Raw genomic sequence first — 24,566 nt, 5'->3', positions numbered from 1 at the left:
ACTGAGGAAGCGCGAACCGGTGCTTGCCGTCGCGAAGTTCAGTCCTCGCGGGCGGCTGGGCGAAGTGACCATTACGGCCAGGCCTTGCCGATCTAAATGCATCTCCAGAGGGCGAGGATCGGCATGCATTTGGCGGCGGATGTCACGGCCAAGCGACTAGTCTACGCCCTTCAGGCGTAGACTTCGTCATTGATCAGGTCAACCGGCTGATTTTTTACGGCTTTTTGATTGCACGACTCGCGCCCTGGCCTTATCGGCATATGCCGATAAGGCCAGGGCGCGGCGGTGTTCGCGCTTGAAGATGTCCGAAACTCGTATACATATTTCGGACATGACCGGCGCCGCCACACCCTTGAGCACTCAGATGGACACGCGGATCGACGCCGCGCCGCGCCGTTATGTCTGGACGCCGTCCGACTTCCTGGACCTAGGGGCGCGCGACGCCGTCGACAAGGCCTTGCAACGCCGCGCCGTTCAGGGCCGCTTGCGCCGCATCGACCGCGGCTTCTACGACCGCCCCGCCATCAACAGCCTGACGCGCCAGCCCAACCCGCCCGACCCCAGGTCCGTCATCGACGCGGTGGCCCGACGTGACCACCTGCGCCTGCTGGTGGACGGCATGACTGCGGCCAACGACCTGGGCTTCACAACCGCCGTGCCGGCAAAGATCGTAGTCCATACCGAAGGGCGCCTGAAACCGATCCATCTGGGCCAGATGGACATCGTCTTTCGCCCGACCTCGCCAACCAAGCTGGTCTGGGCGGGCCGGCCGGCCATGCGCCTGGTCCAGGCCCTGCATTGGCTGCGCGACATCGAAGCGCGCGGCGATTTCACCGCGGCGCATCTGCGCCGTCTGACCGACCTTCTGGAAGACCCCGAGCGGGGAGGGGACCTGCGCGCTGATCTCGCCGCGGGTTTTTCCAGCCTGCCGACCTGGATGCAGGACCGCGTCCGGCCGTTCATCGCCGACGAACTGGCGCGGGGCGCGACCGCCTGATGGCCCACCTCGCCGTCGACCAGGTGATCGGCGCCGGTGAGGATGACCGACGGGGCCTGTTCAACACCACGGCCGCTCGCCTGGGGACCACGCCGCAGAATGTCGAGAAGGACTTCTGGGTCTGCTGGACCCTGGATCAGTTGTTCAACCGCCTGCCCGCCGGAGGTCCCAGACTGCTCTTCAAGGGCGGCACCTCGCTCTCTAAGGGCTTTGGACTGATCGCCCGCTTCTCGGAGGACATCGACGTCACGGTCTTTCGCGACGACCTGGGCGAAGGCGAAAGCCTGACCGAGCTCGACGCGCTCTCAGGCAAGAAGCGCAAAGCCTGGCTGGAAAACCTCTCCGATGTCTGCGCCGGTTACATCCAGGGCCGGCTGCGCGGGGAACTCGAGGCCCTGACGGCCGCCACGGTCGAGCGGCTGGGCCTGCCGGCCGGCGCCCTGCGCATCGCCGAGGATCCGGCCGATCGGCTGAACCTGCGGGTGGTCTATCCGAGCGCCCTGGCCGCCGACGCCTACATCGCCGGCCACGTGACGATCGAAAGCGGCGCCCGCTCGGCGCTGGACCCGAACGCGCCCCTCGCGGTCACGCCCTATCTTGCGGCCGAGGTCGCCGACCTGGACCTGACGGTCGCCAACGTCACCACGGTCGATCCCGAGCGCACATTCTGGGACAAGGTGCTCATCCTCCATGGCCTGCGCGCGGCGTTCGACAGCAAGGGCGTGCTGCGGGGCGAGGGTCAGCGCGTGTCGCGCCATTATTATGACCTCCACCGGCTGGTCCAATCGGACCGTGGCGAACGCGCCCTAGCTGACCAGGTCCTGGCCGAGAACTGCGCGCTGCACGCGCGCCTGTTCTTCAATCGTCCGGACGCCAACCTCGCCGCCGCCCGGCCGCCAACCTACGGGCTGGTTCCCCATGATGAAATGACCGCGCGCCTGGCCAAGGACTACGACCTTATGGCCCGGATGATCTTCGGAACGCCGCCGGCTTTCGAGGACGTGCTGGCCAGCATCGTCGCCCTCGAAGCCCGATTGAACGCCACACCGGCGTCCTAGGTCTTGCTTGCGGCCTTGAGCCCGGCCTGAAACGCCCACTCCATCGCTCGGGCGATCTCGCCGTTGGTGTCGGAGTTGAAGCCGTGCTTGCTCCGCTCGGCCTTGCCCGCGGTAATGTGCTTGGCCACCCGGCGGAACGCCTCCTTGCGAAGCTTCGCCTCGACCGCTTCGACCGGCGCCTCGCCCAGCACCCAGGCGGCCACCTCCTGCGGCGGCAACTGCTTCATCCGCACATAGAACGGATGGTCCTTGATGCTGAAGGTCATGATGGCGCTCCGATCGTGGGGCGACCTTGGAATGCGTCGCCCTCCCGCGCAACGCTGCCACGATCGACCGACGCAATCGGCGCAGGAAGGCCGCCGCCACAGGCTTGGAGACGCCGTTACCTGCAAGGGATGCGCTACGATGACGATCGGGCTGTCGAGTGGTGATCAGACACCGGTAGAATTCCGACGGGGCCTGGACAGCACGGCGCCATCGCGCTCCAGCGCTAAATGACCCAGCGCAGGTGCGGCGCTAGTCTAAACCAATCGTCTTGCTTCCGGCGACGATCGCCTGGCGCACCATGTCCTCGGACGTCCGAAGGGCGGCGAGCGCAGATGAAAGCATGTCGCGAACATTCGGATCCTGGACCGCCGTTTTGATAAGGTCGCTGGCAGGGCGGCCTTCACGGCGGCCAGTGCGAGCGACACCTTCCGCCTCACGCAACAGGCCTGCGATGAACCCCAGATCCCATTGGGGTGGGTGAGCAAGGCGCCGCGCGAAAGCTCCCGCTGTCGTCGGCTCCCGGTCGGTCAGGACACTGATGATCAAGGGTAGACATTATTTCCGATAAGATTTGTTAGGCGCAAACAATCTGTAGCGGCCGGATGAGAATGTCACCCCTGTACCAGTTAGGCATGTCAAGCAACCAAATGGTCACGTCGTGAGACTGCATGGCAGCACTAGGCGGTATCCCGCGCATTCGCCGGGCGCGTCGGTCGCGACTTAAAGAGTCGGTGACATCTGCCACGCCATACCGATTGGGCCCTACGAATACTTCTCCGCGGCACACAAGACGCACCGCACTTCCAGCCGCCGGGCTAGGATCGCTGTTCGCAGCCGCCCAACCTAGAAGGCATCCCCTTGTCCAATGCCGACACGCCGATTGTCCGAGCCCTCTACTTCTGCAGCGCGGCGACCGCCGGCGTCTTCGCGATCAGCGCGCTGTCGAACGGGCTCTTGTTCTGGGCGGCATGGCGGGCGAGCTATTTCATGATCGCCGGCCCGACCGACGTGGTCATGGGCGGGTTCTCCCTCTTCCCCAAATTCGTCATGAGCTTCGTCGTGGGTCTGATCGTCCTGGCCGCGTCAAGATGGGCCGCGGAACGCATCACCGAAAGGCTCGACCCCGGCCCACGACGCCGGCGGAGCGTCGAGGAGTTGGTGGCCGAAGCGCGAGAAGATCATCAGATCTCGCTCTACGTGGTGCTGGGCGTGGCCCTGGCCGGCACACTGTTCATCAGCCTTTGGGGCGCGCACGGCTTCCTCAAGTCGGGCTGGAGCCTGGCAACCCGTCGTGTCGCTTGGCCAGCCGTCTATCACACCGGTCTGCGGGTGGCCCCCGAGAGCAAATTGGACAAACGCTGCCTTGGCGTGGACGTGCTGTGGCTGGGATCCAGCGCCGCGATCCTGAACTGCGGACAAGGCGTCCGGATCATCCACGACCTCGAAGCCCTGGTGACAGAACCCACCACCACGGTGCCCGTGGAGGAGGATTGATGGCCACGACCGAGCCGCCGCGCCATCGACATCGCCACCGGTTTGCGCGAAGCCGCCTTTGCTCTCGCGAAAGCTTAGCCAGGTAACTAGCGGCAAGGAGGAATCCTCGATGGGCAAGACCGATCCCTGGTCGATGGACGATCTCCACGGCGAATTCGAGAGAATGGTCGCCAAGGCTTGCAAGGACGCCGATCTTCCGCCCGAGGAAGTCGAGGCGGTCATCAATCGGACGATCGTCAGATCCTCGAAAGGCGCGGCCAAGGTGCTGCTGAAGGAATTGCGTGCTCGCGCTCCGGCGATGCTGCGTGGTCGGCGCGCCGATCGGAAGGGGTTCGAGGCCCGCAACTTCAAACGTTGGCGCAAGGCCTTCGACCTGCTCGAAATGATCATGGCGATCGCCTACGAGGCGTCCGACGCCTTCGCACGCCATTTCCACGCCGAAGCGGATGCGGACGACGACACGGTGTTTCAAGCCCTTGTCGCGATCCATGCCCGTTGCCTGCTCGTGGCGTCCGAGGTGCTCTGCTTGATGGGCGGCGGCTACGCCGATGGGGCGATCGCGCGCTGGCGGACGCTCTACGAGTTGAACGTGGTGGCGCTGTTCATTCGCGATCATGGACCAATCATCGCGGCGCGCTACCTGGTCCACGCCGACGTCCAGGCCGCCAAGGCGGCCAGGGCATGGAACGCGGCGGCCAAGGCCGGCGACTTCGAGCCTCATGATCCCGCGGCCATCGCCATGCTCGAAAGCCGGGCGGTCGAGATCAAGGCGATATTTGGCGACGAAATGGAAAATCAATATGGCTGGGCCAGCCCAGCCCTAAACGGCGCCAAGAAGCCCAACTTCCGGCAGATCGAGGATGGTGTCGACATGGGCCATTGGCGCGGTGTCTATCAGTGGGCTTGCGCCCATAATCATGGCGGCCATCACCCTTCGGAAGATCTGCTGGGCCAAAGCGAACGTGACCACCCCCTGCTGCTTGCCGGCGCCAGCAATTCGGGCATGACGTCGCCGTTGGCGCTCGTCGCGGCCAGCTTGACCCATGTGACCTCGACCCTGCTGTTCACCCGTTTGAACCTTGATCGGCTCGTCGCCGCCCGGGTCCTGATGAAGCTCAGTCAGGAGATCGGACCCGTCGCGCGGAAGGCCGAGGCCAAGAGCCTCGCCAAGTTCCACAAGAGCCTGTCGGTTGCTCTCGGCTAGGACACACCCACACCAGGACGAATGAGTCCGATCGCCTTGGACCAGACCTTGAACCAGGCTTCATCGAAAAGGCTCGCCAGGTCGCACGGCGATGTCAAAACCCAGGCGTCGGGGGCGCTTATTGGAACGAGGGGATCTCCGCCCGCGCACTGGAGAAAATCTCGGTCGAGAACGCGGACGCCAAGCTTCGCAAGAATGCGTCCCAACACGTCTTGCCCGCGCCGAAGCTTCACCATGACATTCATCGATAACGCCGTTATCTTACCCCAACCACTTCACCGGGAAGCCAGCGAAGTCGAAACGCGGAGATCGGGCATTGCCTTTCGAACCTCTGGAGCCAAACCCAAAGGGCGGCCTGGAAGCCTACGCGCCGGTCATGCCGCTGCCGCTGGTTGTGGCGGTGCTGGATTCAGCGGAGGAAAAGGAGGGCCGGACCACTGCGGTCGTGGCCTACGGCTTCCGCTATATTCACACCGCGTCTGGCGCTCAGATCGACGTCCCCGAGGGCTATGTCACCGACTTCGCGTCAATTCCCACGGCCGTGCGCGGCGTTTTCCCGCCGTTCGGCCGACACGCCAAGGCGGCCGTCCTGCATGACTGGCTATACCTGATCGGCGAGACTGGCCAACGCGCCTTCGCCGATCGGATATTCCTCGACGCCATGGCCGACCTTAACGTCAGTCTGGCTCGACGCACGGTCATGTATCGCGCCGTCCGGCTGGGCGGCGGCGGCGCGTACGCCAAGGAGGCCTCGGCCTGGAAGACGGCTTTCGCTGACTGGAAGACGGGCGAGCGCCGAGCGCCCGACCTCCCCGTCGAGCAATACTATCAGCGGTACTGGAAGGCCTCTCCCGCCCCCGACTATCGTCCTTGAAAGCCCCGCTAGTTCGACGATCGACGCGAGACGGCCTTCGCCAGGGTCCAATCCACTTCCTCTCGCAGCAAGCGCGCCCAGGCGGCCATTTGTCTTTCATCATGGCGCGCCTCGTAGAGCTGCTTGCGAAGCAAGGACATGAGCTCATTCATCGGCCAATCCGGCGCCCCGAGGACGCGCGCGATCTCCTTGGCGCGAGCGGGGTTGTCCAGGGCGCTGGGGAAGGCTTCGTTTCGCTCCAGCAGAACCTGCAGCCAATCAAAGACCTGCCGAAAGCCCTCGTGATAGCCGTCTCCCAGGATTTCGATGAGTTCGGCCACCAATTCCCGCAAAAGCACCGCCCCGCCGTGTAGCGCTTGCTCGCTCCCGCGCGCCTCCCGGAAAAGGCGATCAAGCTCCGCGTTTCGCCGCGACACGCCAAGGGGCATCGTCTTGCGACGTATTCGTGCCTGTCCCACGCTAACGCCTAGAGCCAAACGCTCTCCATCCTGGTCGGTGGACGGTCCAAGCACGATGCTTCCGGCGATATCCCAATAGGTGAAAGCCTCGGAAAGCCGACCCAATCCTTCGAGCACGCCGGCGGTCGTGGCGTAGATCGAGGCGGCCGACGACGGAGGGACATGTCGCCAATTCGACCTTAGCCGATTGGCCTGGATCAAGAGATCGTGCCAGCAGCCGGCCACCACCAGGGCTTCGGCGTATACGTCGCCCAGCGGCCCATCCAAACGATCCAACCCGTAACGGGCCAGCGTTGGAAGCGGGGCTAGGCCTTGTTGAATGTCGCGTCTGATCACGCGTCGCAATTCGGCGTATCCATCGGGAAAGTCCGTCAGCGCCTCCTCGGCCTCCCGCAAGCCTTTGACGCCTTCCCGGTATCGCAGGGACGCGGTTCCGAGCAGGCTGCGCAGCGTCGATCTAGCGCCTGGTCCGAACTCCTCCGCGGCCAGCTTTAGCCGATCGCCAGCCTCGGGGATCCAACGCTCGGCGATGAGGTGGCCAGACTGGCCCAGACGCAAACGATGATAGAGTTCCTCGCCTCTCGAAATCGGATCGTCGAAGCAGGCGTAAAACTCGATAGCGGCTAGGTTTATCGCACGCGCGACGGAACTGGGGATCGTCGCGTCGAGGTCGCGCAGCATCAGGGCGCGCACATCCGACCGATGCCAAACGGCGCCTGGATCGGCGGGGTCGCGGCGAAACAGCTGCCCTTCCATTTCCGCCGCGGCCAGTAGGCCGTCCGGCGAGGCCTCACGGAAATCCAGATCACAGGGCCCAGCTAGGACTTGCGAGATAACCTCTGTGGTCAGCCGCCGCACGAGCAATCCCGGACGCGCCAGCCTACGCAACGCCGGATCGCGAATGCGCCGCAGCACGCGGTCGTACAGCGTCGCCTGAATGCGTTCGGGATCGGATTCCACGGCGTCGAGCCACGCCTCGGCGTCGTCGACTTCGTCGGACGCCAAGAGGCGCGCCGCGAATCTGAGGGCCAGCGGCGAGCGGCCGACCGCACCGATGACACGCGTCAAGTGAGCCTTGGCGATCGTGACCCCAAAGCGGGCCGCCTCGGTCGTCAGATAGGCCTTGGCCTGATCGGGGCTCAGGACGCCAAGGATGATCCGGCGCTCGCCCGAGCGCCAGAACGGGGGAAAATGGCGGGACCCATAGATCACCATGACCTGGCAGCCGGCTTCGCGGCGCAGCATGTCAGCCGCGATCAGGGGGCTTTCAGCGGCCAGGTCATTGAAATCGAAAACCTGCTCGGCGCTGTCGGCGATGATCACCACTCGAGGACGCTTGTGCCTGGAGCTCTCGCGAAGCAGAAAGCCAAGATCGGCCGCGAACCTGTCTTGGTGCATGGAAAACGACTCCGATGCCCGCGAGTGGCCATAATCGTCTTCATCGTCGACCCAGGTCGCCGACGCGACCGCGTTCGCCGCGATCCGTCGCGCTCGCGGTTCGTCTATCCACCGGTCAACCTGACGCAGGCATTCGGCCAGGATCGTCACGGGGCGGGCCCTTTGCAGGTCACGCCGATCGAAGTCCACGTGAAAGATCGCCGTCGGGCGCTCTTCTGGATTTTCCAGCAATTCGGAAACGAACCTGGCGATCAACATGGACTTTCCCATGCCGCCAGGAGCCTCGATTTCCACGACGGGCACCCCCCTGGCCCACGCCCGATGGAGCTTCGCCAACTCGCGCGTTCGGCCGATGAAGCGTGGCAGATCCGCGCCACCGACGAGGTTGAGAAAGTCCAGCTCATCCATCCGCCGACGAACCGTGGCGAGGTCGGTCGCGATGGACGCCCCCACCGCCTCGGCCAGCGGCGCCACTTGAGCCCAGGTCGCCAGTCCGAGCCGATTGGCCGCGTCCACGGCGACGGCGTCACCGTTGAGGATCGTTGAAAGCAGGGCCTCGCCCTGGGTCTTGTCGTCCGGCGCGATCTCGTCGAGAAAACGCTTGGCGTCGGCGGCGCCGATCGCGTTCAGCACGCGCACGCGATCGCGTTGCCTGAGCCGCACGGCGGGGGAACCGTCGGCGGCCTCCGCCGGCGTCGCCAATAGCTGCAGATCAAGCGCCGTGCGCTGAGCCAGCTCCAGCTGGGCCGACGATGAAGAGCCGCGCGCGCCCAGCCAGCCACCTAGCAGGTCCCCTGACTGGAACCGCTCTCGAACCGCGGCGCGCCCCCATAGATCGCGCACCGGCCCGTCCGTCATCAGCTCGGCCGCGGTCGGCGGCGCGCGGCGGCGATCGTCGATCATGCCCGCACCCTTTCGCGAAGATCCACCAGCCCCTCGAAGACCGCTGACGCCAAATCAGCGCCGGCATGGCGCAAGCAAAGGCCGCGCAAGGCGTCCACCTCACCCTGCAGATCCGCCCCGTCTAGCGGGTTTGCCCCAAGCAGATTGAGCGCCCGAACGGCCGCGTCGATCTCCGCGTCCAGGAAACTGGTCAATCTTTCTCGGCGCGCCAACCGGCCAGGATCCTTGATCGGCAATTTCAGATCCGGACCAAGCAGGAAGATCACGCAATCATGCAACGCGCCATTGAGGCGCGCGTCCACCAGGCCCGCGACGAACAGTTTGACCTCGGGAGCCAAATGCCGATCCAAGTGGTCGAACACGATCCAAGGCGTCGCGGGCCAGGGCGTGGGCATGGCTTCAACGCGCGCCAGGAATTCGGCGACGAAGAGCGCGCTCAAGGCGCCATCCGTGACGCCATCGCAGATCGGTTGGGGCCCCACCGCAATGCCAAGAACGCGCGTGAGATGCGCGAACAGGTTTGGCAGGGTCTGATTGGCCAGCACAGGCCCCACCAAGTCCAGGCCGATCGGCTTGATCCGGGTTGGCCCCAACTGCTCGGCGACATGGCGAATGAGCTTCCAGGAATGGCTTCGGCCAAAGCCGCGCTCGCCCTCGACCACGACCACCGGGCACGCATAGCCCGATACCAGATCGGCTAGGTGCGAACGGAGTTCGACGCGATTGACGATGGGCATGCCGCCGACCAGCACGGCTTCGTGCGGCGCGCAGCGCGGCATCCTGGCCAGACGTGCTCTCAGCCGCTGTTCGGCGGCGGCTAGCGGGACGCTGGAGGGATGGCGGGGATAGTCGACCAGAAGCCCAGCCAGAATATCCGGCGCGAGATGTTCACGGCTTCTGAGCCAGGCCACGAACGCCACCGACACGGCCGGCGCCGCCGAGTTCGCGCCGATGAACCGGTCCGTTCGCGCCTGCACGGCCCGAAAAAGAACATGGTCGAGCTCGGCCTGGGTCAGGTCGTCGGCCAACCTCATGAGAGCGAGTTCTTCGTCGACGAGGAGGGGCACGGCTAGATCATCACTCCTTCTCGGCGCGCGTCATCGAGGATCGGTTCGATGGGAATGGCCTGGTTGAAGCCGGTGACCCCGTGAGACGGGGGACCGTTTTCGTGGCCGGCGTGATGGAGCGCCGCCAATCTCAGCGTGGCGTCGAACAGGGGCGCCCCGGAGGACCCGGAAGCGGTGTTGACGTTGTGACGCAACCGCGTGGGTCCTTGTTCCAACACCGCGCCAATGTCGATCATCATCGGCTGCCCCATCGGATGTTGCAGGATCAGGGCCGCGTCGTGGGTCTTCAGCCCGGATCCGGACGGCGCGACCTCGACCACGCCGCGAGGCTCGCCGCCAACCGTGATGGGCTTGTCGCCGATCCGCTCGGCCAGGCGCAGGATCGCATAATCCAGGTGGCTGGCTGAATCGACCATCGGGCCGGCGACCAGGTCGCCATCCGCGTGGGGGCTGCTGGCTTCCACGCTCCTCACGACCACCCGCGTCTCGGGCGTCGCGAAACGGGCGCCCCCCGATTTCCAGTCAAAGACGCACGTGACGTCGCCCAACAAGGCGCGTCCATCGGCGGCGAGCAACCCGGCGATGACATGGCGATTGGTCAGGACCAGGTCCGGCGCGATGAGCACCCCCGTCCCGGTTCCCGCCGCCCTCACCTGACAGACTCGCCCCTCCAGCATCGAAAGCTTGCCGCGAAATTCAGGGGCGTCCCGATAGCCTCGGTCGGAAAGCATGACCTCCAGAGCGATGGGGCCAACCTGGGCTCCATTGGAAATTCGCGTGAAGCCCAGCTCGTCGAGCGCGAAGGCGAAGTCCGGCACGGCCGGCCTGGCGTCGCGTAGGACGGCTAGAAGCTCTTCCACCGTATTACGCCGTTCAAAATGGCCGTATATCGTATCGACTTGATTTCCCCAAAGTCCATTTACATTTACGATATTATCAATACGCAAATCCAGTCTTCTCGAGACAATCGTGCTCATGTCATTTATATTGAAGCTGTTCTCAATGGATTCGAGAACGCGCCTCCGCATATCACCTTGCAGGATCATCTAGGCCTCGGATGGCGATGTCGCCGTGGTCGGCGAGCGTCTTGAGCATGACGGCGGCTCCGCACTGCTTGGAGATCGCTTCGGGATCATACACACCATCGCGCACGAACTTGCCCTTCGAATAGTGGTTCGAGAAACTCCACAGGTATGGCGTGTTGATACCCTTCCGTCGCGAACCAAAGCCGTTGTAGCGCTCCAGGCGGAACAACGTCGCGGGCACACTCCAATCTTCCAGGCCCGCCAGATCGTGGCCCGTCAAGGCGTCGAGCGCGCTTTCCTCCCAGCTATAGGGCGGGGGCGTGGCGATCGGACGGCCCGCGGGGACCCTCACGGTGCGCCCCGTGAGCGGGTCGCCATTATGCAGATGGGTCGCGAAATCAAAGCCGCCCTCCATCGCGTGGATGGCGCCGATCACCCACCAGGGGATACGCGCCCGGTTTCCCACGGCGACATAGCGGGGTTGAAAGGCCAGCAGCTTCTTGCGGTGCCAGGACACCTGGCCAGCCCATTCGGGGCGGATCTGGCAACTGGAGAAAAGGCGCTCATACTCGTCGGTCAGGTCGCCAAGTCGAAGACCATCGGAACCAGCGGGCGCTGATCGCGGTTGGGTGAGCTCCAGATAGCGGCTCAGCAGCGGTCCGGCCTGGGCTGCGACGGTCAGGTCCGGACTTTCCTTCAGATCGATCAAACGCTGAAGTAGCGGCGTCAGCTGCGCCAGCTGATTGGCCGCCGCGGCGATGGCCGCGATCTCGAGGCCAGGCTCCGCACGGGCGACGGGAAGCGCCGACGGCGTGGCCGAAACGCTGGTGATCGCGAACGCGCGAGGGTCGTCGTATAGCGCCTTAAGGGGTTGCACCGAAACATGGACGTGGTGGTCATGCGGGTTGGTTCCGCCGTATGGACGCCAAGCCCAGGCGGCCTGTCCATCCCGTGGCTCGCTCGCGCAAATCCGACGATTCCAGATGATGTACTTGATCCGCGGGTCGCGACTGGCCCTCAGCCCTTCCGCCAGCACGCCCGCGTCGCATCCGGTTCCCGGGCTGTGCGTGAAATCGCGAGCGGTCACCACCCCGTAGGCGCCGTCGACCACCCAAGGATTATGATCGCTGGAGCGAGCACGGTGAGCGGCGTCGCCGACGCCCCCGTCACTGGCTTTATCCCGAGCCGGCGCGAGCGTGTTGATTTGCTCGCGCAGCGCCTCCAGCGCCTCGGCGATCCGCCAGGGCGGCGACGATTCCAGTCCGCCGCGGGACGCCGGCGCCGCGACGGGGGCGTCGGGATCGCCGTGAACGTCCCGTGACAGGTCCACGACCTGGTCTTCATTTCGCTCGGTAGCCATCGTCCCAGCCCCCGCTGAATAGCGAGCCTAGCTCAACGTAAAACTGAGTTGCAATGAAAACTATCGGCTTGATTATATTCCCGCGATGGTCGCAGTGTTGGCCTCCATTCTGGACAAACGGGGGGTCGGAGGATGAGTGTCTTTCGCGTGCTCGGCGAAGAAGTGGTCACCAAGTCGGAATATCTTGAGTCACGGTCGGCGGATCCGGATCGGCCCTCGCCCCTGGAGGCGGCGCTCGGCGGCGCGAAAGGGCTGGAATCCGATCTAACCGGCGCCACGCAGTTCGTGCCCATCGGAAGCGGCCAGCCGCTCACGGTCCTGATCCGCGAAGTCTACACGGGCAAGCATCCCAAGAAGACCATCCTGGGCGGCGGCGACAAATCCATGCTGGTGACCACCGCGTTGAAGGGCTACGCGACCTATGCGCCGGCCAGCCGAGCCGTGAACTTCGCCGAGCCAGGCATCGGCTCGCGAAGGCAACTCGTCGCGCCCTCGGCCGTGAACGCGGGCACCAATGTGGTGGCCTATTCGCCGGCCGTCCTGACCGACCAGCTGATCTTCACGGTCGAAATGGCGTTCGATCGCTTTCCAGAGGGCTTGCTGAACACGATCGCGTCCTCCTTCACCAAGGCCGCCGCCGTGCCGCTACTGCTGCCCGCCCGGGAATACCTGCTGGCGGCCGGCGGCTTGCTGAAGATCGCCACGGACTGGGCCGACGCCCTCGTGGATGGCGAGCCCGCGTTCAGCTCGACCGACACCATCGACTTCGACATACCGGGCGTCGTTCCCGCGAAGGCGGATTTCCGGGTCATGGGCTCGGAGGACCACCGGGGCCTGACCTATAAGCCCGGTTTGGGATTGGTGAGCGCGACCGGCACGCGATACGACGGCGACAGTCCCTATGTCGTGGTCAGCCTCGACGGCGCCGAACGCAAGTCCCTGGAGTCCTTCGCGCCAACCCTGGCCACCGCCGAGCAGCTGAAGAAATTCCTCAACGCCAAGACCGGCGCCGAAGCCTCGATCGACGCGCTGATGCAAGGCATCCAGCTGGCCAACGACATCGCCTATCGGGAGCAGGCGCTCAAGCTGCAGGCGGAGATCAGCGCCGAGACGGACGCCAAGCAGAAAGAGGCCAAGACCAAGCGTCTCGAGGCGATCAAGAAGAACATCCTGACCGCCGAACTGAAGCCCGGTTAGAAGCCAACGTCACACGCGGCAGGCAACGCTCGGTGACGCCGCCGTCGGCCTGGTGAAATCTATCCAAACCTCCAGGACCGCCGGCCGCGGAAGTCGGGCGGCGGTCGCCAGCTTGCAGGACGGTCCCGGCCCGGAGTCCTCCCCCGAAAGCGTGGCGTTCAGGGCCATGCCGAGGCGCTGGGCCAATGCCGCCTCGCTCGCCCGATAGAACCGAACCTCGGCGTCGGGGATGGCCTTGTCCTTCATGTCCTCGACGCCGGGGACATCATAGCCCTGGGCCAACAACCGCTGGCGCAACGCCTCGGCTTGGGCGCGGTCACCCTTGTATTGGATGTAGACGGCGACCAGCTTTCTCACGCGCAACCAATATTGTGGCCCCGATGGTCTTTGCATGGCGCGCGGCTTATCAAGCGCGATGACCATCGCGTCGGGTTCGATCACCCCTGATCGCGGGGCCGATTGGTAATCGCCATCGGGATAACCCGTGCGCAACACGATGTTGCCGTTGCTCCGGTAGCGACCGCCCTTGACGATCGCGTCGGGAAGGGCCGGCTTGGCCGAGGGATACTGTCTGAGCAAGGCGCGGCCGGAACCTCCGATCCAAATATAGCCTTCTGGCCCCGCCGCCCCTAGATCGACGACAGGCGCAGTGTCCGGCGCGACCGTCGAGGACGGAGCGATGACCTGGTCGAGGTTGTCCTCGAGCGTCTTGATCCTTGCTTCGTCCGACTCCTGGCGATTGAACACCAGCGCGGCCGCGCCGACGCCCATGATCGCGATCAACGCCATGGTCGCCCAGCGCACGCGCTGCCGCCGGGAACTGGCGTCGATATAGGCCGTGATCGCCGGTCCGCGGTCGCGATAAGGCAAGGCGCGTTTCAACGAATCGCCCAGCAACAGATCGGTCTTGCGCTTGTATTTCCCCCAGAGGATGGCTGACTTGGAGAGCTTGACGACCAGGGCCTCCTCGAACCGCGCGTCGGCGATCCACGCGCCCAATTGCGGCCAGTGTTCCGTCAACAGGCCCTCATGGGCGATGACGAAGCCTTGACCGCCCAAGGCGGCGGTGATGACGCCGGCCTTGGCGAACCTATCGCGAACGGCTTCGAGGAGAGGGACATCGACCTTCGGACCGAAGGGCGCTGGGGCGTTGAGCAAATCTAGAAACAAATGTTGGGCCGCGACCACTTCCGCGTCAGACAACGCCTCGAACACCTTTCGCGCCCGCGCCTCGACGGCGGGACCGGTGGCTGGATCGAAATCGGCCAGGCGCTTGAGCTCGGGAAAAGGCTGATCGGGCAGGCTGGCGATCGCCCCCGCCCAATAGTCGATGATGCCCTGGGCCACGTCGCGATCGGCCGGGCCCTCCAGCCAGCGCCCAAGCTCGGCGGCTTGGTGACGGATCGCCGTCGCGCGACGCAGAACGGTGGCGGGCTTCAGCTTCGGGCAGGCCGTCATCAGATCAAGGTGACGACGACGAACGGCCGGCAGCGACATGCTCGGCGAATAGCGTGGCGACCTCGCCATTCTAGCCTTCCCTCAAAAGCTGTTGGATCGGACGCTGAAGCGCGCCGATCCGGTTGCAGTGCTCAAGGACCGCCTTGTCCACGCGAAGAAATTGCAATCGGCCGATGCGCACGAAGGTCAGCAGCGCGCCCGCCATCAGATCCACCCCGCCCGACAGGAGGGCCTGCCCGACCTGGGCCCGGGCCCGATCAAGATTTGGGTCCCACATATCAGGCGCCGATAGCCGCAGCGTGTCGAGGGACCGTTCGATCGTCCGCCAATGAAGCCGAATGAGCTCGATACCGCCCTCGGGCGTCTGCAATTCCTGCTCTATGGGCCAAAGTCGAGCGTCAATGGCCTGCCAACGTTCGTGAAGGCGCAGCGTGCGATCAAGGATTCGATCCAGAGCGGCCAAATCGTTGGCCGCGACCTTCAACGGCTGGACCAGCGTCTGCGGCACGGCCGCCAGTCTCGCGGTGTCGCCCAGGAATTCAACCACCCGACCAAACGGAATATCCCGGGCCGCCTCGATGATCGCCCTGTCGAAGATCGGCAATTGCTGTCGCAGGACCGCCCTGAGGCCAAAGAGACCGAGACGGATCGAGGCGACATCACGAGGCTCGGTCCCGATCAGGTCGATGGCGTCCTGGAGATCGCGAAGCCAATCGGAATCGCCATCCAACATCTGCAGATAGGTTTCGATCCTGACCTGGGCGGTCTGCAGGGCGATGAGTTGAGACTCCAGGCGTGGATCATCCTCCGCGGTAAGGACCGCGCTTGGCGCCATTAGGGACGACAGCTCCGCATAGGGCACGGTCTGGGCCCCGTGCAGCAAGTCGTGGACGCCCTTGCAAGCCGACAGGCGGCTCAGATTCGCGGCGACCAGCACCAAGTCATCGCGCGCCCGCTGTCCGACGATGCGGTTCACGTCTCGCGAACGCTGTAGCTCATCGAACACCTCCGACACCGACGCGACGCGTTGGCGCTGGAGTTCGCGTTCCGCCGCGAGAAAATCGGCCTCGGACACCAGGTCCAGCAAGGCTGGACGTTTACGACCGGCCCAGGCGCGCAGTTCGCGGCTTCCCGGCAAGGCCCGCATGAAGGCGGCGGCGGCTTCCTCGCATTTGGCCGAGCCCGCGTCTTCGAGGCGTATCAAGACCTTGTTGACCAGGGTGACCATGGGCTCGTCGTCACCGCCGATCGCTTCGCCCAACCTCCATCCCATCACTTGGAACGTGACCGCGCTCAACATGTCGTAATCGGAGCGTCGTCCGCTGCCGAACGCCCTGACGAGAATGCTGCTCAATTCCTCATCGGGTAGCAGCCGCGGCGGCGCCTCGATCAGCCCCATTAGAGCGCATCCAAATCGTGCCTCGAGGCCAGGTCCCGCGCGACCAGGAACAACGGGATGGCCTGATTGAACCGCGGGGAATTGGTCGGATCGGCCGCGTGATGCAAGCCGATGAGATCAAGATCCGCCGACAGAACCGGCGCCCCCGAAGAGCCGCGCTCGGTGGTGACGTTGTAGCGATACCTCAGCCCTGTCGCCGGAAATTCGGTGATGACTCCATAGGCCACCGATAAGGGGTCGCCGCCTGGATGCTGCGCGATCAGGGCGACGTCGCCCGGCGCGACGACGCTGGGCTTGATGGGCAGCCCGAAGGCAGGGCGGTCGTCGGGCATGGCGTCGGCCAACCGTAAAAGCGCGTAGTCCAACTGACCCGCACTAGGCTCGCCCATTCCGGTCTCGTCGCTTTGAGCGTGGGGACTAAAGCCGCCCAACCAGTCGGCCGCGAGCCCAACACCTAGGCCGCTAGACACTCCGCCATCGGCCTGCCGGTGATAGTCGAACCGACATTTGATCTGTTCTCCTAGCGGACGATTGGCGATGGCCAACTTCACCACATGATGGTTGGTCAGGACATGTCGCCGTCCCACAAGGAAACCCGTGCCCGAGCCTCCGCCGGGGGTCTCCACGTTGCAGATGCCGCTCCCCAGCGCCGTGACGCGTGACAGAAACTCGCCATAGTCCTGCAAACGTGATCGCTCGCTGACCACAGCCTCCAGTTCACTTTTCGGCAGGGTTGGCGCTTGCGCGCCAAGGGGCGGATCATAGAGCCCCTGCAGAGCCGGGAGGTCGGTCAGGAGGCGACTAGCGGCCGCGAGAAGAAAGTCGTTGCCGCTAGCTCCCGTCCAAGCCAGGGCCAACAAATCCCGCGTGCGTCCCTGTTCCTCGGTCCATTTGAGCAGGCGCCCATAGATGGCTCGCCGGCCGCCCTGGGTCACGTCCATCTCCCAATCGAGGCGGATCCCCCACTTGAACAGGACGCGCAAGGCGAGCGCCTCGGGTTCATACGAACGGACGAGGGCTTCATGAATCTCCTGGAGATCGCTCCCCGTCAGCGACGTCCTGGCCAACGGACGCGGCAAATTCAGGATGTTCATGCCCCCTCCCCCAAATCCCCACGCCTTGCCTGTGTCTGCCTCGGGCAAGCGTTGCCGTGAGGTTATACTCCACCCTTGGTTCAGCATAGCCCGAAGACACGGAAACGGTCATCGCGCCCGCGTTCGACGGCAAGGCGTCACATTTCGCCCCGACGCCCAACCTGGATCGAGTTTCGGCGCACGCAGAGCGGACTGCTCGCAGGATTGTTGGCGGAGGGCGATCCCCGCCGATTTTTGCGGACTGTCTTCTTCATCGACACCCTGGCGTGGTTCGAGACGGACACCTTCGCCGGCGGAAACCCCGATCCTACCGCCCTGGCCGACGACCTCGACGCTTGGATCGACCACATCGTCAAACCTGCCATGGCGCGACCGGACTATCGCGGCGGCGTGACCATCCTGGTCGGTTGTCCGTCCCAGCCACGCCAACGAACGGGTGCGCAACTGGTTCTTGGCCAAGAACGGCCCGAGCGGCGGTCGCGGCGACTAGGCGCCAGCCGGTCCGATGAGGCCATCCACTTGGCTGAGGCGGCTGGGAGCGACGTACCCACCCGCCCACGCCGCCAACAGTTCCTGATGTCGTTGCTCGATCCACAAGGGAAAACGAGCTCCGCGATCCTGGAATTCGATCGCCCGGACCAACCAGGGATGTCCGCGCTCCGTCAGGGCGTCCATGGCGTCTAATCCTGATAGGATCGGCCCGAAGGTCACGTCGTCGACCTCGTCCTCCGCCAGGACCCTGTCGAGCTCGACCATCACCAAGCTCATGAACATCTTCAGGTCCGCCGCGTCCCGGGGGTCGGGGAAACCGATCTTGGCCGGGCTGTCGGGCAAGTATCGCAGGACCGGCGGCCAGCTTGAGACATCGTCCCACCAAACCGGCGGCATGGGGATGCCGTCCTTGCGGCTCGCGCGCGGATGGCGATGCATATGCGCGACGCTAAGATCGACCAGCTCATGATTGGCCGTATAGAGCCACGCATGGTGGTCCTGTCCCCAAAAGCCGCCCCAGCCCTGAAAGCCCGAGGTCTCGAACACCTCGGCGGCGCAGAACGCTCCCAGCCAGATCTGACTGCCGACACCAAATCGCTTGAGGACTTCCCCGACCGCGTGAGCGGTCTGCAGGCACTTCATCGCGTAGGCCTGGCCATAGTGGGCGGTAGCCACGCGGTCGACCACGCCGGCCGTCAACCGGCGTAGGAACGGTGGCGTTCGTCCGGCTGCTGCCTTGGCCATTTGAGCCTTGAGAAAGGTGGGCTTGATCATACGTCCAATCTCCCGGCTCGAGACCGTGTTGGCGCGACGCCGCCGCGCCCCACGGCCAACGAATCCTGGCATGATTTTCGGCTCAGCTCCCGAGCCTTTCCGTCCTAGGCTCGTTCTCCTGGTCGATAGGCGCCAACTCTGGTGATGCGGCACACCCCCGATATCGATTTCGCGCGCATCCGACCGCACCGCGGCGGACGGGCCATGGGCTTCGAGGAGCTGACCCGCCAGCTCCTGATCGCCGAACCGCCCAGCCACTGCATCGGCCTGGAGCACAAGGGACCCGGCGCGGATGGAGGCGTGGAGATCCTTTCCCACCTGTCCGACGGATCGGTCATCGGGTTCCAGACAAAATATCACACCGAGGCGTTCGGGGCGGGACAGATCGCGCAGATCAAGACCTCCTTCGACGCCGCGCTCACGGCCTACCCGCGGATGCGGGAATATGTCGTGGTCCTGCCGCGCAATCTGTCCGGCGGCGTGAAAGGCAAGGCCCGCTCGCAGCGCGCGCTCTGGGAGGCGTTCGCTACGCAGGCCGAACAGCAGGCTTCGGCCCTCGGCCGCGCCGTCAAGATTTCCTTGTGGGACGAGAGCCTACTAATCGGCCGCCTGACCCGCCTCGATCCGGTTCACGCCGGCCTGCGGCTCTATTGGTTCGATCAGGTCAGCCTGACCCAGGCGTGGTTTGAAGCGCGTTTCCAGACCACCCGCGCCGATCTGTCCGAGCGCTATCTCCCCGACGACCACGTCGACGTCGAGATTCAGAGGACGCTCGATACGACGACCCGAGGTCGGCTCTACCGCGATGCCGTCGCCCAACACCTGGAAAGCCTGGCTCTCGCGAGCAAGGCGCTCGAGCCACTCGCGCGCGCCGCGCCCGACCTGGCCGATGACCACGCCGTTCACACAGCCAGGACCGCGCTCGACGCGCTGCGCCAAGCCGCCACCGCGGTTGAGTTCCTGGAGCCGACGCCGATCGATCTCGCCGCGTTGGTCGCGGCCATGGAGCGCTTCCAGCGGTCGGCCTTGGTCGACGCCGTGCGTCGAGCTTGGCGTGGTGACGCTCCGAGCGGCCTTTCACGGGAGGCGGCGCGGACCCGGGAGCACTACTGCGGCAAGGCGTCCGAGGCGTTCGCCGACGCCAGCCGCACTCTGGCGAATCTGAACTCGCCGCTGCTGCAAAGGCCCGCTCTCCTGATCTCGGGCGAGGCCGGCGCGGGAAAGTCCCACATTCTCGCACACCTCGTCGAACACCACGTCGCGCAGGCCGCCCCGGCCCTGCTGCTGCTGGGCCAGCACTTCGGACAAGGCGATCCACGCGGACAGATCCTGGAGCGGCTCGGCCTGGTGGGGTGGGCTTTCGAGGACTTCCTAGGGGCGCTGAACGCCGCGGCCCTGGCGGCCGGACGCCCCGCCCTCCTGGTGATCGACGCGATCAACGAGGCCGTGGTCCCCCAGATCTGGTCGGCCACCCTGGCGGGCCTGGCCGTGGATATCGGACGCTTTCCGGCCCTGGCGCTGATCGTGTCGTGCCGGGAGGTCTACGAGCCGATGTGTATCCCGCCGACGTGGGCGGGCAGCCGCGTGGTGCACAGGGGCTTCGCGGGGGACGAAGGCGAGGCGGCCAAGGCCTATCTGGATCGGCACGGCATCGATCGCCCCGCCGCGCCATTCCTCGATCCCGGCTTCACCAACCCCTTGTTGCTGGCCACCTGCGTGCGGCGCCTGAACGCCGAGGGCCGCAAGGCCTTTCCGGCGGGCGTGGAAGGCGTCAGCGAACTCTTCGAGTTCTGGCTGGACGGGGTCGAGGCCCAACTGGTGCGTCGCGGTTACGATCGCATCGCCCACGGCGACGGCCGGCTTCGACGTGCTCTTTCGCGCCTGGCTGACCAGATGGCCCTGGAGCGCTGCGAGGCCCTGCCGATCCTCCAGGCCCAGGCCCTGTTGGAGCAAGAGGTCAACGCGATCGCGCCTCGCGCTGCCGAGGACCAGCTCTTGCGCCGGCTGATCGCCGAGGGGGTCCTACGGCGAGATCCGGCGTTTGGCGGCCAGGAAGAAACCGTGTCCTTCACCTTCCAGCGGTTCAGCGACCACTTCATCGCCCAGGCCATCCTGCGGCTGTTCGATACCGCTCCCGCCCTAGCCGCCGCTCTCAAGGCCGGGGGTGATCTTGCGTATATTCTGGCCGAGCCGCGTCGTCATGCCGGCGTTATCGAGGCCCTGATGGTCCAGGTCCCCGAGCGATTGGGCGTGGAACTGGTCGACCTGGAGCACCGCTTCACCGACGCGGTCAAATTGCCGGTGACGAGCTTCCTCCAAAGCCTGCAATGGCGCGCGGATACCGCCACCAGCTCTCGGACGGTGGAAATCTTCCAGGGCTGCTGGGCCGATCAGCCTGAAAGCGGACGACGTTTCATCGGCATGTTGTTGCGCCTGGCCTCGCATCCTCGCCACGCGCTGAACGCCGACTATCTGCACGCCCGCCTCGGCGCCATGCCCATGGCCGAGCGTGACGCCGAATTGGCCCCCGCGTTCTATGACGCCCTGCATCAAGGCGAGGCTGCGCCGGTGCTGATCGACTGGTCACTGTCGGCGCGCACCGATCTGGCCGACCCCGAACGCGTCCGCCTCGTCGTCCTGACCCTAGGCTGGTTCCTCGCCGCGCCGTCGCGCCCCCTGCGCGATCGCGCCACCAAGGCCCTCACCGCGCTCTTCTTGCGCTCGCCCGAGCAGATGGCCCCCGCCCTGCGCGCCTTCCTGCCCCGCGACGACGCCTATGTGCGCGAACGCATCCTCGCGGCCGCGTACGGCGCGGCCTGTCACCTTGCCGCCGACGCCCCCGCGGTGCTGGACGCCGCCCGCCTGGCCTACGACAACGTCTTTCGGAACGATCCGATCGAGCGCCATGCCTATGTCCGCCACTACGCTCGCGGCCTCGTAAACCTGGCGACCAGCCAGGGCCCCGTCACGGACCTGGACCCTGCTCGCGTCGCCCCGCCCTTCGCCTCGGAGCCGATCACGTCCTGGCCCGACATCGCCGACCTTCGACCTCACGAGGAAAGCGCTCGGGCGGTGCTCTGGTCGACCGTGGGGCACCTGCCCGCATCCGGTGGAACGGACATGGCCGGCGACTTTGGCCGCTACGTGATGGGCGCCCTGGGGCGGGACTTCAGCCAGGCAAGAATGGCGCAAGGAAAGCCCGAGCCGATCGGGGCGGCCAAGACAAGGTTCTGGGACAGCGTCCGCGCCCTGCCCTCGCCGCTGCCAGACTTGGCGACCGCTGCCCTGGAAGCGCATGACGCCCTCGCCACCCGCCGCCAGCAAAACACCCTGGCCTATTTCATGAGCCTGCGTAGCGGCGGTAAGGTCGAGGATGATCCGGCGGCGCTAGCGCTGGACGCCAAGATCGCCAAGGAGGCCCAGACGGCCGAGCGCGCCCTACGCAAGGCCCTACCGCGGGGTCTGCGGCTAAAGCCTAGTCAATCCCTGCCCTACCCGGCGCATGATGACCGCCAATACTCGCGGTTCAACCTGGCCTTGGGGCAACGGTGGGTGGCCGCGCGGGTCCTGGAACTGGGCTGGTCCAAGGATTTGCACGCCGCGGCCGAGCGCGAGGCCGGCTACCACGCGAGCCGCAAGGACCACATCAACGAGCGTATCGGGAAGAAGTATCAGTGGATCGCCTTCCATGAACTGATCGGCTACCTGGCCGACCATCACTGGCGGGTCGGCTATGACGAAAGCCCCACGATCCTTGAAAACCTCGTCGACCTGCGCGACGTCGATCTCGATCCTTCGTTCTTCCCGCCCAAACCCAATGGCGCGCCGCGGGAAGTGCCAAGCCTGAGCCTGCCGCCGCTCGACCTGCCTTCACCGACCAGCCTCGAGGCGGCCAAGATCTGGGTCCGCGACCTTTGCGACCTTCCTTACCCTCCAGACTGCGTCGAAGGGCGCGGTCACGACGGTGATCGATGGTGGTGGTTGGGCGGCGGTCGCGACGACAAGGGCTATTACGACAAGCTTCAGTCCGTTGATTTGGTGCAGACCGGCACCGCGAGCCTGGAGATGATCGTCCTACCGCTCGCCGACGCGCAAAGACTGCACGACGCCCTGCGGGGTTTCAAGAAACCCGACAACGACGCCGATGAGGAAGGCTGGCCCACGCCCCGCCTCTTTGCCGAGTTTCGACCAGAGTTGACGCCGGCCGACGACGCCATCCTGCACCGTGCCATCGGCGGAATCCGTTACGGGCGCCTGACCGACTCCGTTCAGCCCCATCGCGGCGAGTATGACCATGGCGGCCACGGCGACATCAGCTTCTCGGCGCCACGGCGCTGGGTGCTGCGCGCCCTGGACCTGCGCCCCGCCGGCCCATCCTCTCCCTGGTTCGTGAACGGCCAAGGGCGCGTGGGCCTCGTCAGTCCCAGCGCCGTGGGCCGAGAAGGCGGTGCGATCATCAATCTGGACCTGCTCGAGCCGGTCCTGGCCGCGCGCGGCCTCACCGGAGCCTGGTTGGTCTGGGCGGAAAAGGAGGGCGGATATGGCGCTGGTCCGGACTACGCGCGACGCCAGGGCCTTGCTTGTCAGGTCTTCGGTGGGCTGTGGTGGAAGGACGGTGACCGATGGCGCGGTTCCAACTGGCGCGCCAACGAGGAGATGGCACGCGCCTAGGAGCCCAGGGCGTTCTCGAACGGGGCGCTGCCGTTGCGGCCGGCCACGGTCATGGACGCTCGAGTCACATAGTCGCGCAGGTCGGTGTAACCGGCCCAGCCTCGCCGCCAAACGAAGGCGGGTCATCGGTCCAGCAGACCGTTTGCCACTAGAGGAAGATGTGTTGCTGCATCGGGCGACCTCAGCGGCCAAAGGTGACCGCCAGGCCCATGGCCCGGAACAGGATCGCCCCCTCGATCACGGCGATCAGTTGGTCGGTCAGGCTGATCGGCCGGGCGTGAGCGATGTCGTTGCGGATGCCGTAGAGTCGGATGAGGCCGACACGCAGATTGTCCTTGTTGGCGAAGAAGCCCTGGAAAGTCCCCCAGTTGTTCCCGGCGGTGATGACATCGGCGAGATCCATGAAATTGGCGTAATGGATCGGCGCGAAGACCGGCTTACCGGCTTCCCGGGCGGCTTGCTGGCCAGCGATCCAGGCCTTGCGCACGCCCTCGGGAACACGCCGCTTCAGCCAGGCGTCACCTTCCAGTGCCTTCAACTGCGCGACCACCAGTTCGCGCAGATTGGCCTCCAGGCTCTGGAGCAAGAAGCCGGTCTCGGGACTGAACGCCACCGGTTCGATCAGGCCGCCTTCGACCGCCACCAGGGGCGGCGGCGGGAAAGAGACGAGGTGACCGGCGGAAACCAGGATCTCCTTATAGTGTGCGGGCGGAAACGCGATGAGTTCGCGCTCTCGGCCGGCCGCATCGTAGCGGGCCTCCCGCACCTCCGAGGTCTCGACCTCGGCCGGCGCCAAGGTCGGCTCGCCGAGCTCATCCACCAGGATCTCGGTGGTTTCGTCCGCGTAGACCGGTGCCTCGCGGGTCAGGTCCGAAAGGCGGCTTAGACGGGCAAAGGCTTCCGCCGACTCCTCCTCGGCGTCAGCGACGGCCCAGTCGACGTCGATCGCGGCCATCCGCTGCGTCAAGGCCGACGTCCAGTTGTCTACCCGCAGAAGCGACTCGAACGGCCGGACGCGCGCTGCCGCGAGCTCGGCCAATCGGCCGATGTCCGCGACACGATGAACGGCGAGTTGGGTCGATTCCAAACGCGCGCCGATGTCACTCAAGGTCCTGACCGAGGTCGCGGCCTCCAGCGCCTTCATGTAGGCTGGCGTCTGGAGGAACGACATCAGCTTGCTGTGGCGATCGAGGTGTTCGAACATCTTCGTGGCGGTCCGGGCCTGCTCGATCCGTTCGAGTATGCGTTGAGCCGCGGACGGCTTTAGCAGGTCGTCGAGCATTCGCTGACGCCGCGTGATCTCGTCGAGGGCGCTGGGTCGGAACAGGTTCTTGTACGGGTCGTCGATCATCCTCGCCTCGCGGGCCGTTCGCCCC

The 24,566-nt window shown here is 65.5% G+C and carries 18 protein-coding genes; 7 read left to right on the top strand and 11 right to left on the bottom strand.

All coding sequences use genetic code 11. The features are described from left to right. Window positions 1-301 precede the first annotated feature (301 nt). Window positions 302-997: a DUF6088 family protein gene (locus G3M57_RS26625; RefSeq protein WP_244322647.1), complete on the top strand. Its 696-nt coding sequence runs from the start codon at window positions 302-304 to the stop codon at window positions 995-997. Continuing rightward, complete coding sequence (locus G3M57_RS26620; protein WP_163233935.1) at window positions 997-2,055, top strand: nucleotidyl transferase AbiEii/AbiGii toxin family protein; 1,059 nt, start codon at window positions 997-999, stop codon at window positions 2,053-2,055. Before G3M57_RS26625 ends, G3M57_RS26620 begins: the two co-directional genes overlap by 1 nt. Here G3M57_RS26620 and G3M57_RS26615 read toward each other — a convergent pair. Beyond that, window positions 2,052-2,321 (bottom strand): hypothetical protein, encoded by a 270-nt coding sequence (locus G3M57_RS26615; protein ID WP_163233934.1) that lies wholly within the window; start codon window positions 2,319-2,321, stop codon window positions 2,052-2,054. The genes G3M57_RS26620 and G3M57_RS26615 overlap by 4 nt on opposite strands. 250 nt (window positions 2,322-2,571) lie before the next feature. After that, window positions 2,572-2,868: a hypothetical protein gene (locus G3M57_RS26610; RefSeq protein ID WP_163233933.1), complete on the bottom strand. Its 297-nt coding sequence runs from the start codon at window positions 2,866-2,868 to the stop codon at window positions 2,572-2,574. A 312-nt stretch (window positions 2,869-3,180) separates the two neighbouring features. On the opposite strand from G3M57_RS26610, the gene G3M57_RS26605 reads away from it, so the two are divergent. From G3M57_RS26605 to G3M57_RS26595, 3 genes are all read left to right on the top strand, one after another. Then, on the top strand, window positions 3,181-3,816 hold the full coding sequence (locus G3M57_RS26605; RefSeq protein ID WP_163233932.1) for a hypothetical protein: 636 nt from the start codon (window positions 3,181-3,183) through the stop codon (window positions 3,814-3,816). Between the two features lie 262 nt (window positions 3,817-4,078). Continuing rightward, complete coding sequence (locus G3M57_RS26600; RefSeq protein WP_163233931.1) at window positions 4,079-5,020, top strand: DUF5677 domain-containing protein; 942 nt, start codon at window positions 4,079-4,081, stop codon at window positions 5,018-5,020. A gap of 316 nt (window positions 5,021-5,336) precedes the next feature. Continuing rightward, window positions 5,337-5,894, top strand: coding sequence for a DUF1353 domain-containing protein (locus tag G3M57_RS26595; protein WP_163233930.1), 558 nt, complete (start codon window positions 5,337-5,339; stop codon window positions 5,892-5,894). Window positions 5,895-5,902: 8 nt separating this feature from the next. Here G3M57_RS26595 and G3M57_RS26590 read toward each other — a convergent pair whose 3' ends face one another. The 4 genes from G3M57_RS26590 to G3M57_RS27275 are packed head-to-tail and all read right to left on the bottom strand — an operon-like array spanning window position 5,903 to window position 12,105. Beyond that, a complete protein-coding gene (locus G3M57_RS26590; protein WP_163233929.1) occupies window positions 5,903-8,653 on the bottom strand; it encodes an AAA family ATPase in 2,751 nt (916 codons plus the stop codon). Continuing rightward, the gene (locus G3M57_RS26585; RefSeq protein ID WP_163233928.1) at window positions 8,650-9,720 is read right to left on the bottom strand and encodes a hypothetical protein; all 1,071 of its coding nucleotides are present in this window, start codon (window positions 9,718-9,720) and stop codon (window positions 8,650-8,652) included. The genes G3M57_RS26590 and G3M57_RS26585 overlap by 4 nt, the downstream gene beginning before the upstream one ends. Window positions 9,721-9,722: 2 nt before the next feature. After that, window positions 9,723-10,766 carry a trypsin-like serine peptidase gene (locus G3M57_RS26580; RefSeq protein ID WP_163233927.1) on the bottom strand — a complete coding sequence of 348 codons (1,044 nt, stop codon included), beginning with the start codon at window positions 10,764-10,766 and terminating at the stop codon, window positions 9,723-9,725. After that, window positions 10,750-12,105, bottom strand: coding sequence for a hypothetical protein (locus tag G3M57_RS27275; RefSeq protein WP_188916229.1), 1,356 nt, complete (start codon window positions 12,103-12,105; stop codon window positions 10,750-10,752). The genes G3M57_RS26580 and G3M57_RS27275 overlap by 17 nt, the downstream gene beginning before the upstream one ends. A gap of 132 nt (window positions 12,106-12,237) precedes the next feature. Between G3M57_RS27275 and G3M57_RS26565 the strand changes: the two genes are divergently transcribed. After that, complete coding sequence (locus tag G3M57_RS26565) at window positions 12,238-13,302, top strand: hypothetical protein (protein WP_163233926.1); 1,065 nt, start codon at window positions 12,238-12,240, stop codon at window positions 13,300-13,302. Between the two features lie 9 nt (window positions 13,303-13,311). On the opposite strand, the gene G3M57_RS26560 is transcribed toward G3M57_RS26565, so the two are convergent. The 4 genes from G3M57_RS26560 to G3M57_RS26545 form a co-directional block, all read right to left on the bottom strand. Beyond that, window positions 13,312-14,799, bottom strand: coding sequence for an nSTAND1 domain-containing NTPase (locus G3M57_RS26560; protein ID WP_163233925.1), 1,488 nt, complete (start codon window positions 14,797-14,799; stop codon window positions 13,312-13,314). A 31-nt stretch (window positions 14,800-14,830) separates the two neighbouring features. Further along, complete coding sequence (locus G3M57_RS26555) at window positions 14,831-16,159, bottom strand: hypothetical protein (protein WP_163233924.1); 1,329 nt, start codon at window positions 16,157-16,159, stop codon at window positions 14,831-14,833. Beyond that, the gene (locus tag G3M57_RS26550; protein WP_163233923.1) at window positions 16,159-17,253 is read right to left on the bottom strand and encodes a trypsin-like peptidase domain-containing protein; all 1,095 of its coding nucleotides are present in this window, start codon (window positions 17,251-17,253) and stop codon (window positions 16,159-16,161) included. Before G3M57_RS26550 ends, G3M57_RS26555 begins: the two co-directional genes overlap by 1 nt. A gap of 486 nt (window positions 17,254-17,739) precedes the next feature. Next, window positions 17,740-18,519 (bottom strand): hypothetical protein, encoded by a 780-nt coding sequence (locus G3M57_RS26545; RefSeq protein ID WP_163233922.1) that lies wholly within the window; start codon window positions 18,517-18,519, stop codon window positions 17,740-17,742. A gap of 144 nt (window positions 18,520-18,663) precedes the next feature. Here G3M57_RS26545 and G3M57_RS26540 point away from each other — a divergent pair, with 144 nt between their 5' ends. Continuing rightward, window positions 18,664-23,190, top strand: coding sequence for an NACHT domain-containing protein (locus G3M57_RS26540; protein ID WP_163233921.1), 4,527 nt, complete (start codon window positions 18,664-18,666; stop codon window positions 23,188-23,190). A 181-nt stretch (window positions 23,191-23,371) separates the two neighbouring features. Here G3M57_RS26540 and G3M57_RS26535 read toward each other — a convergent pair whose 3' ends face one another. Continuing rightward, window positions 23,372-24,541 carry a hypothetical protein gene (locus G3M57_RS26535; RefSeq protein ID WP_163233920.1) on the bottom strand — a complete coding sequence of 390 codons (1,170 nt, stop codon included), beginning with the start codon at window positions 24,539-24,541 and terminating at the stop codon, window positions 23,372-23,374. Window positions 24,542-24,566 lie beyond the last annotated feature (25 nt).

It is taken from the genome of Caulobacter rhizosphaerae, assembly GCF_010977555.1.
Lineage (GTDB): Bacteria > Pseudomonadota > Alphaproteobacteria > Caulobacterales > Caulobacteraceae > Caulobacter > Caulobacter rhizosphaerae.
Note: the sequence above shows the minus strand (reverse complement) of the source record. Positions and strands in the feature narration are given on the sequence as shown.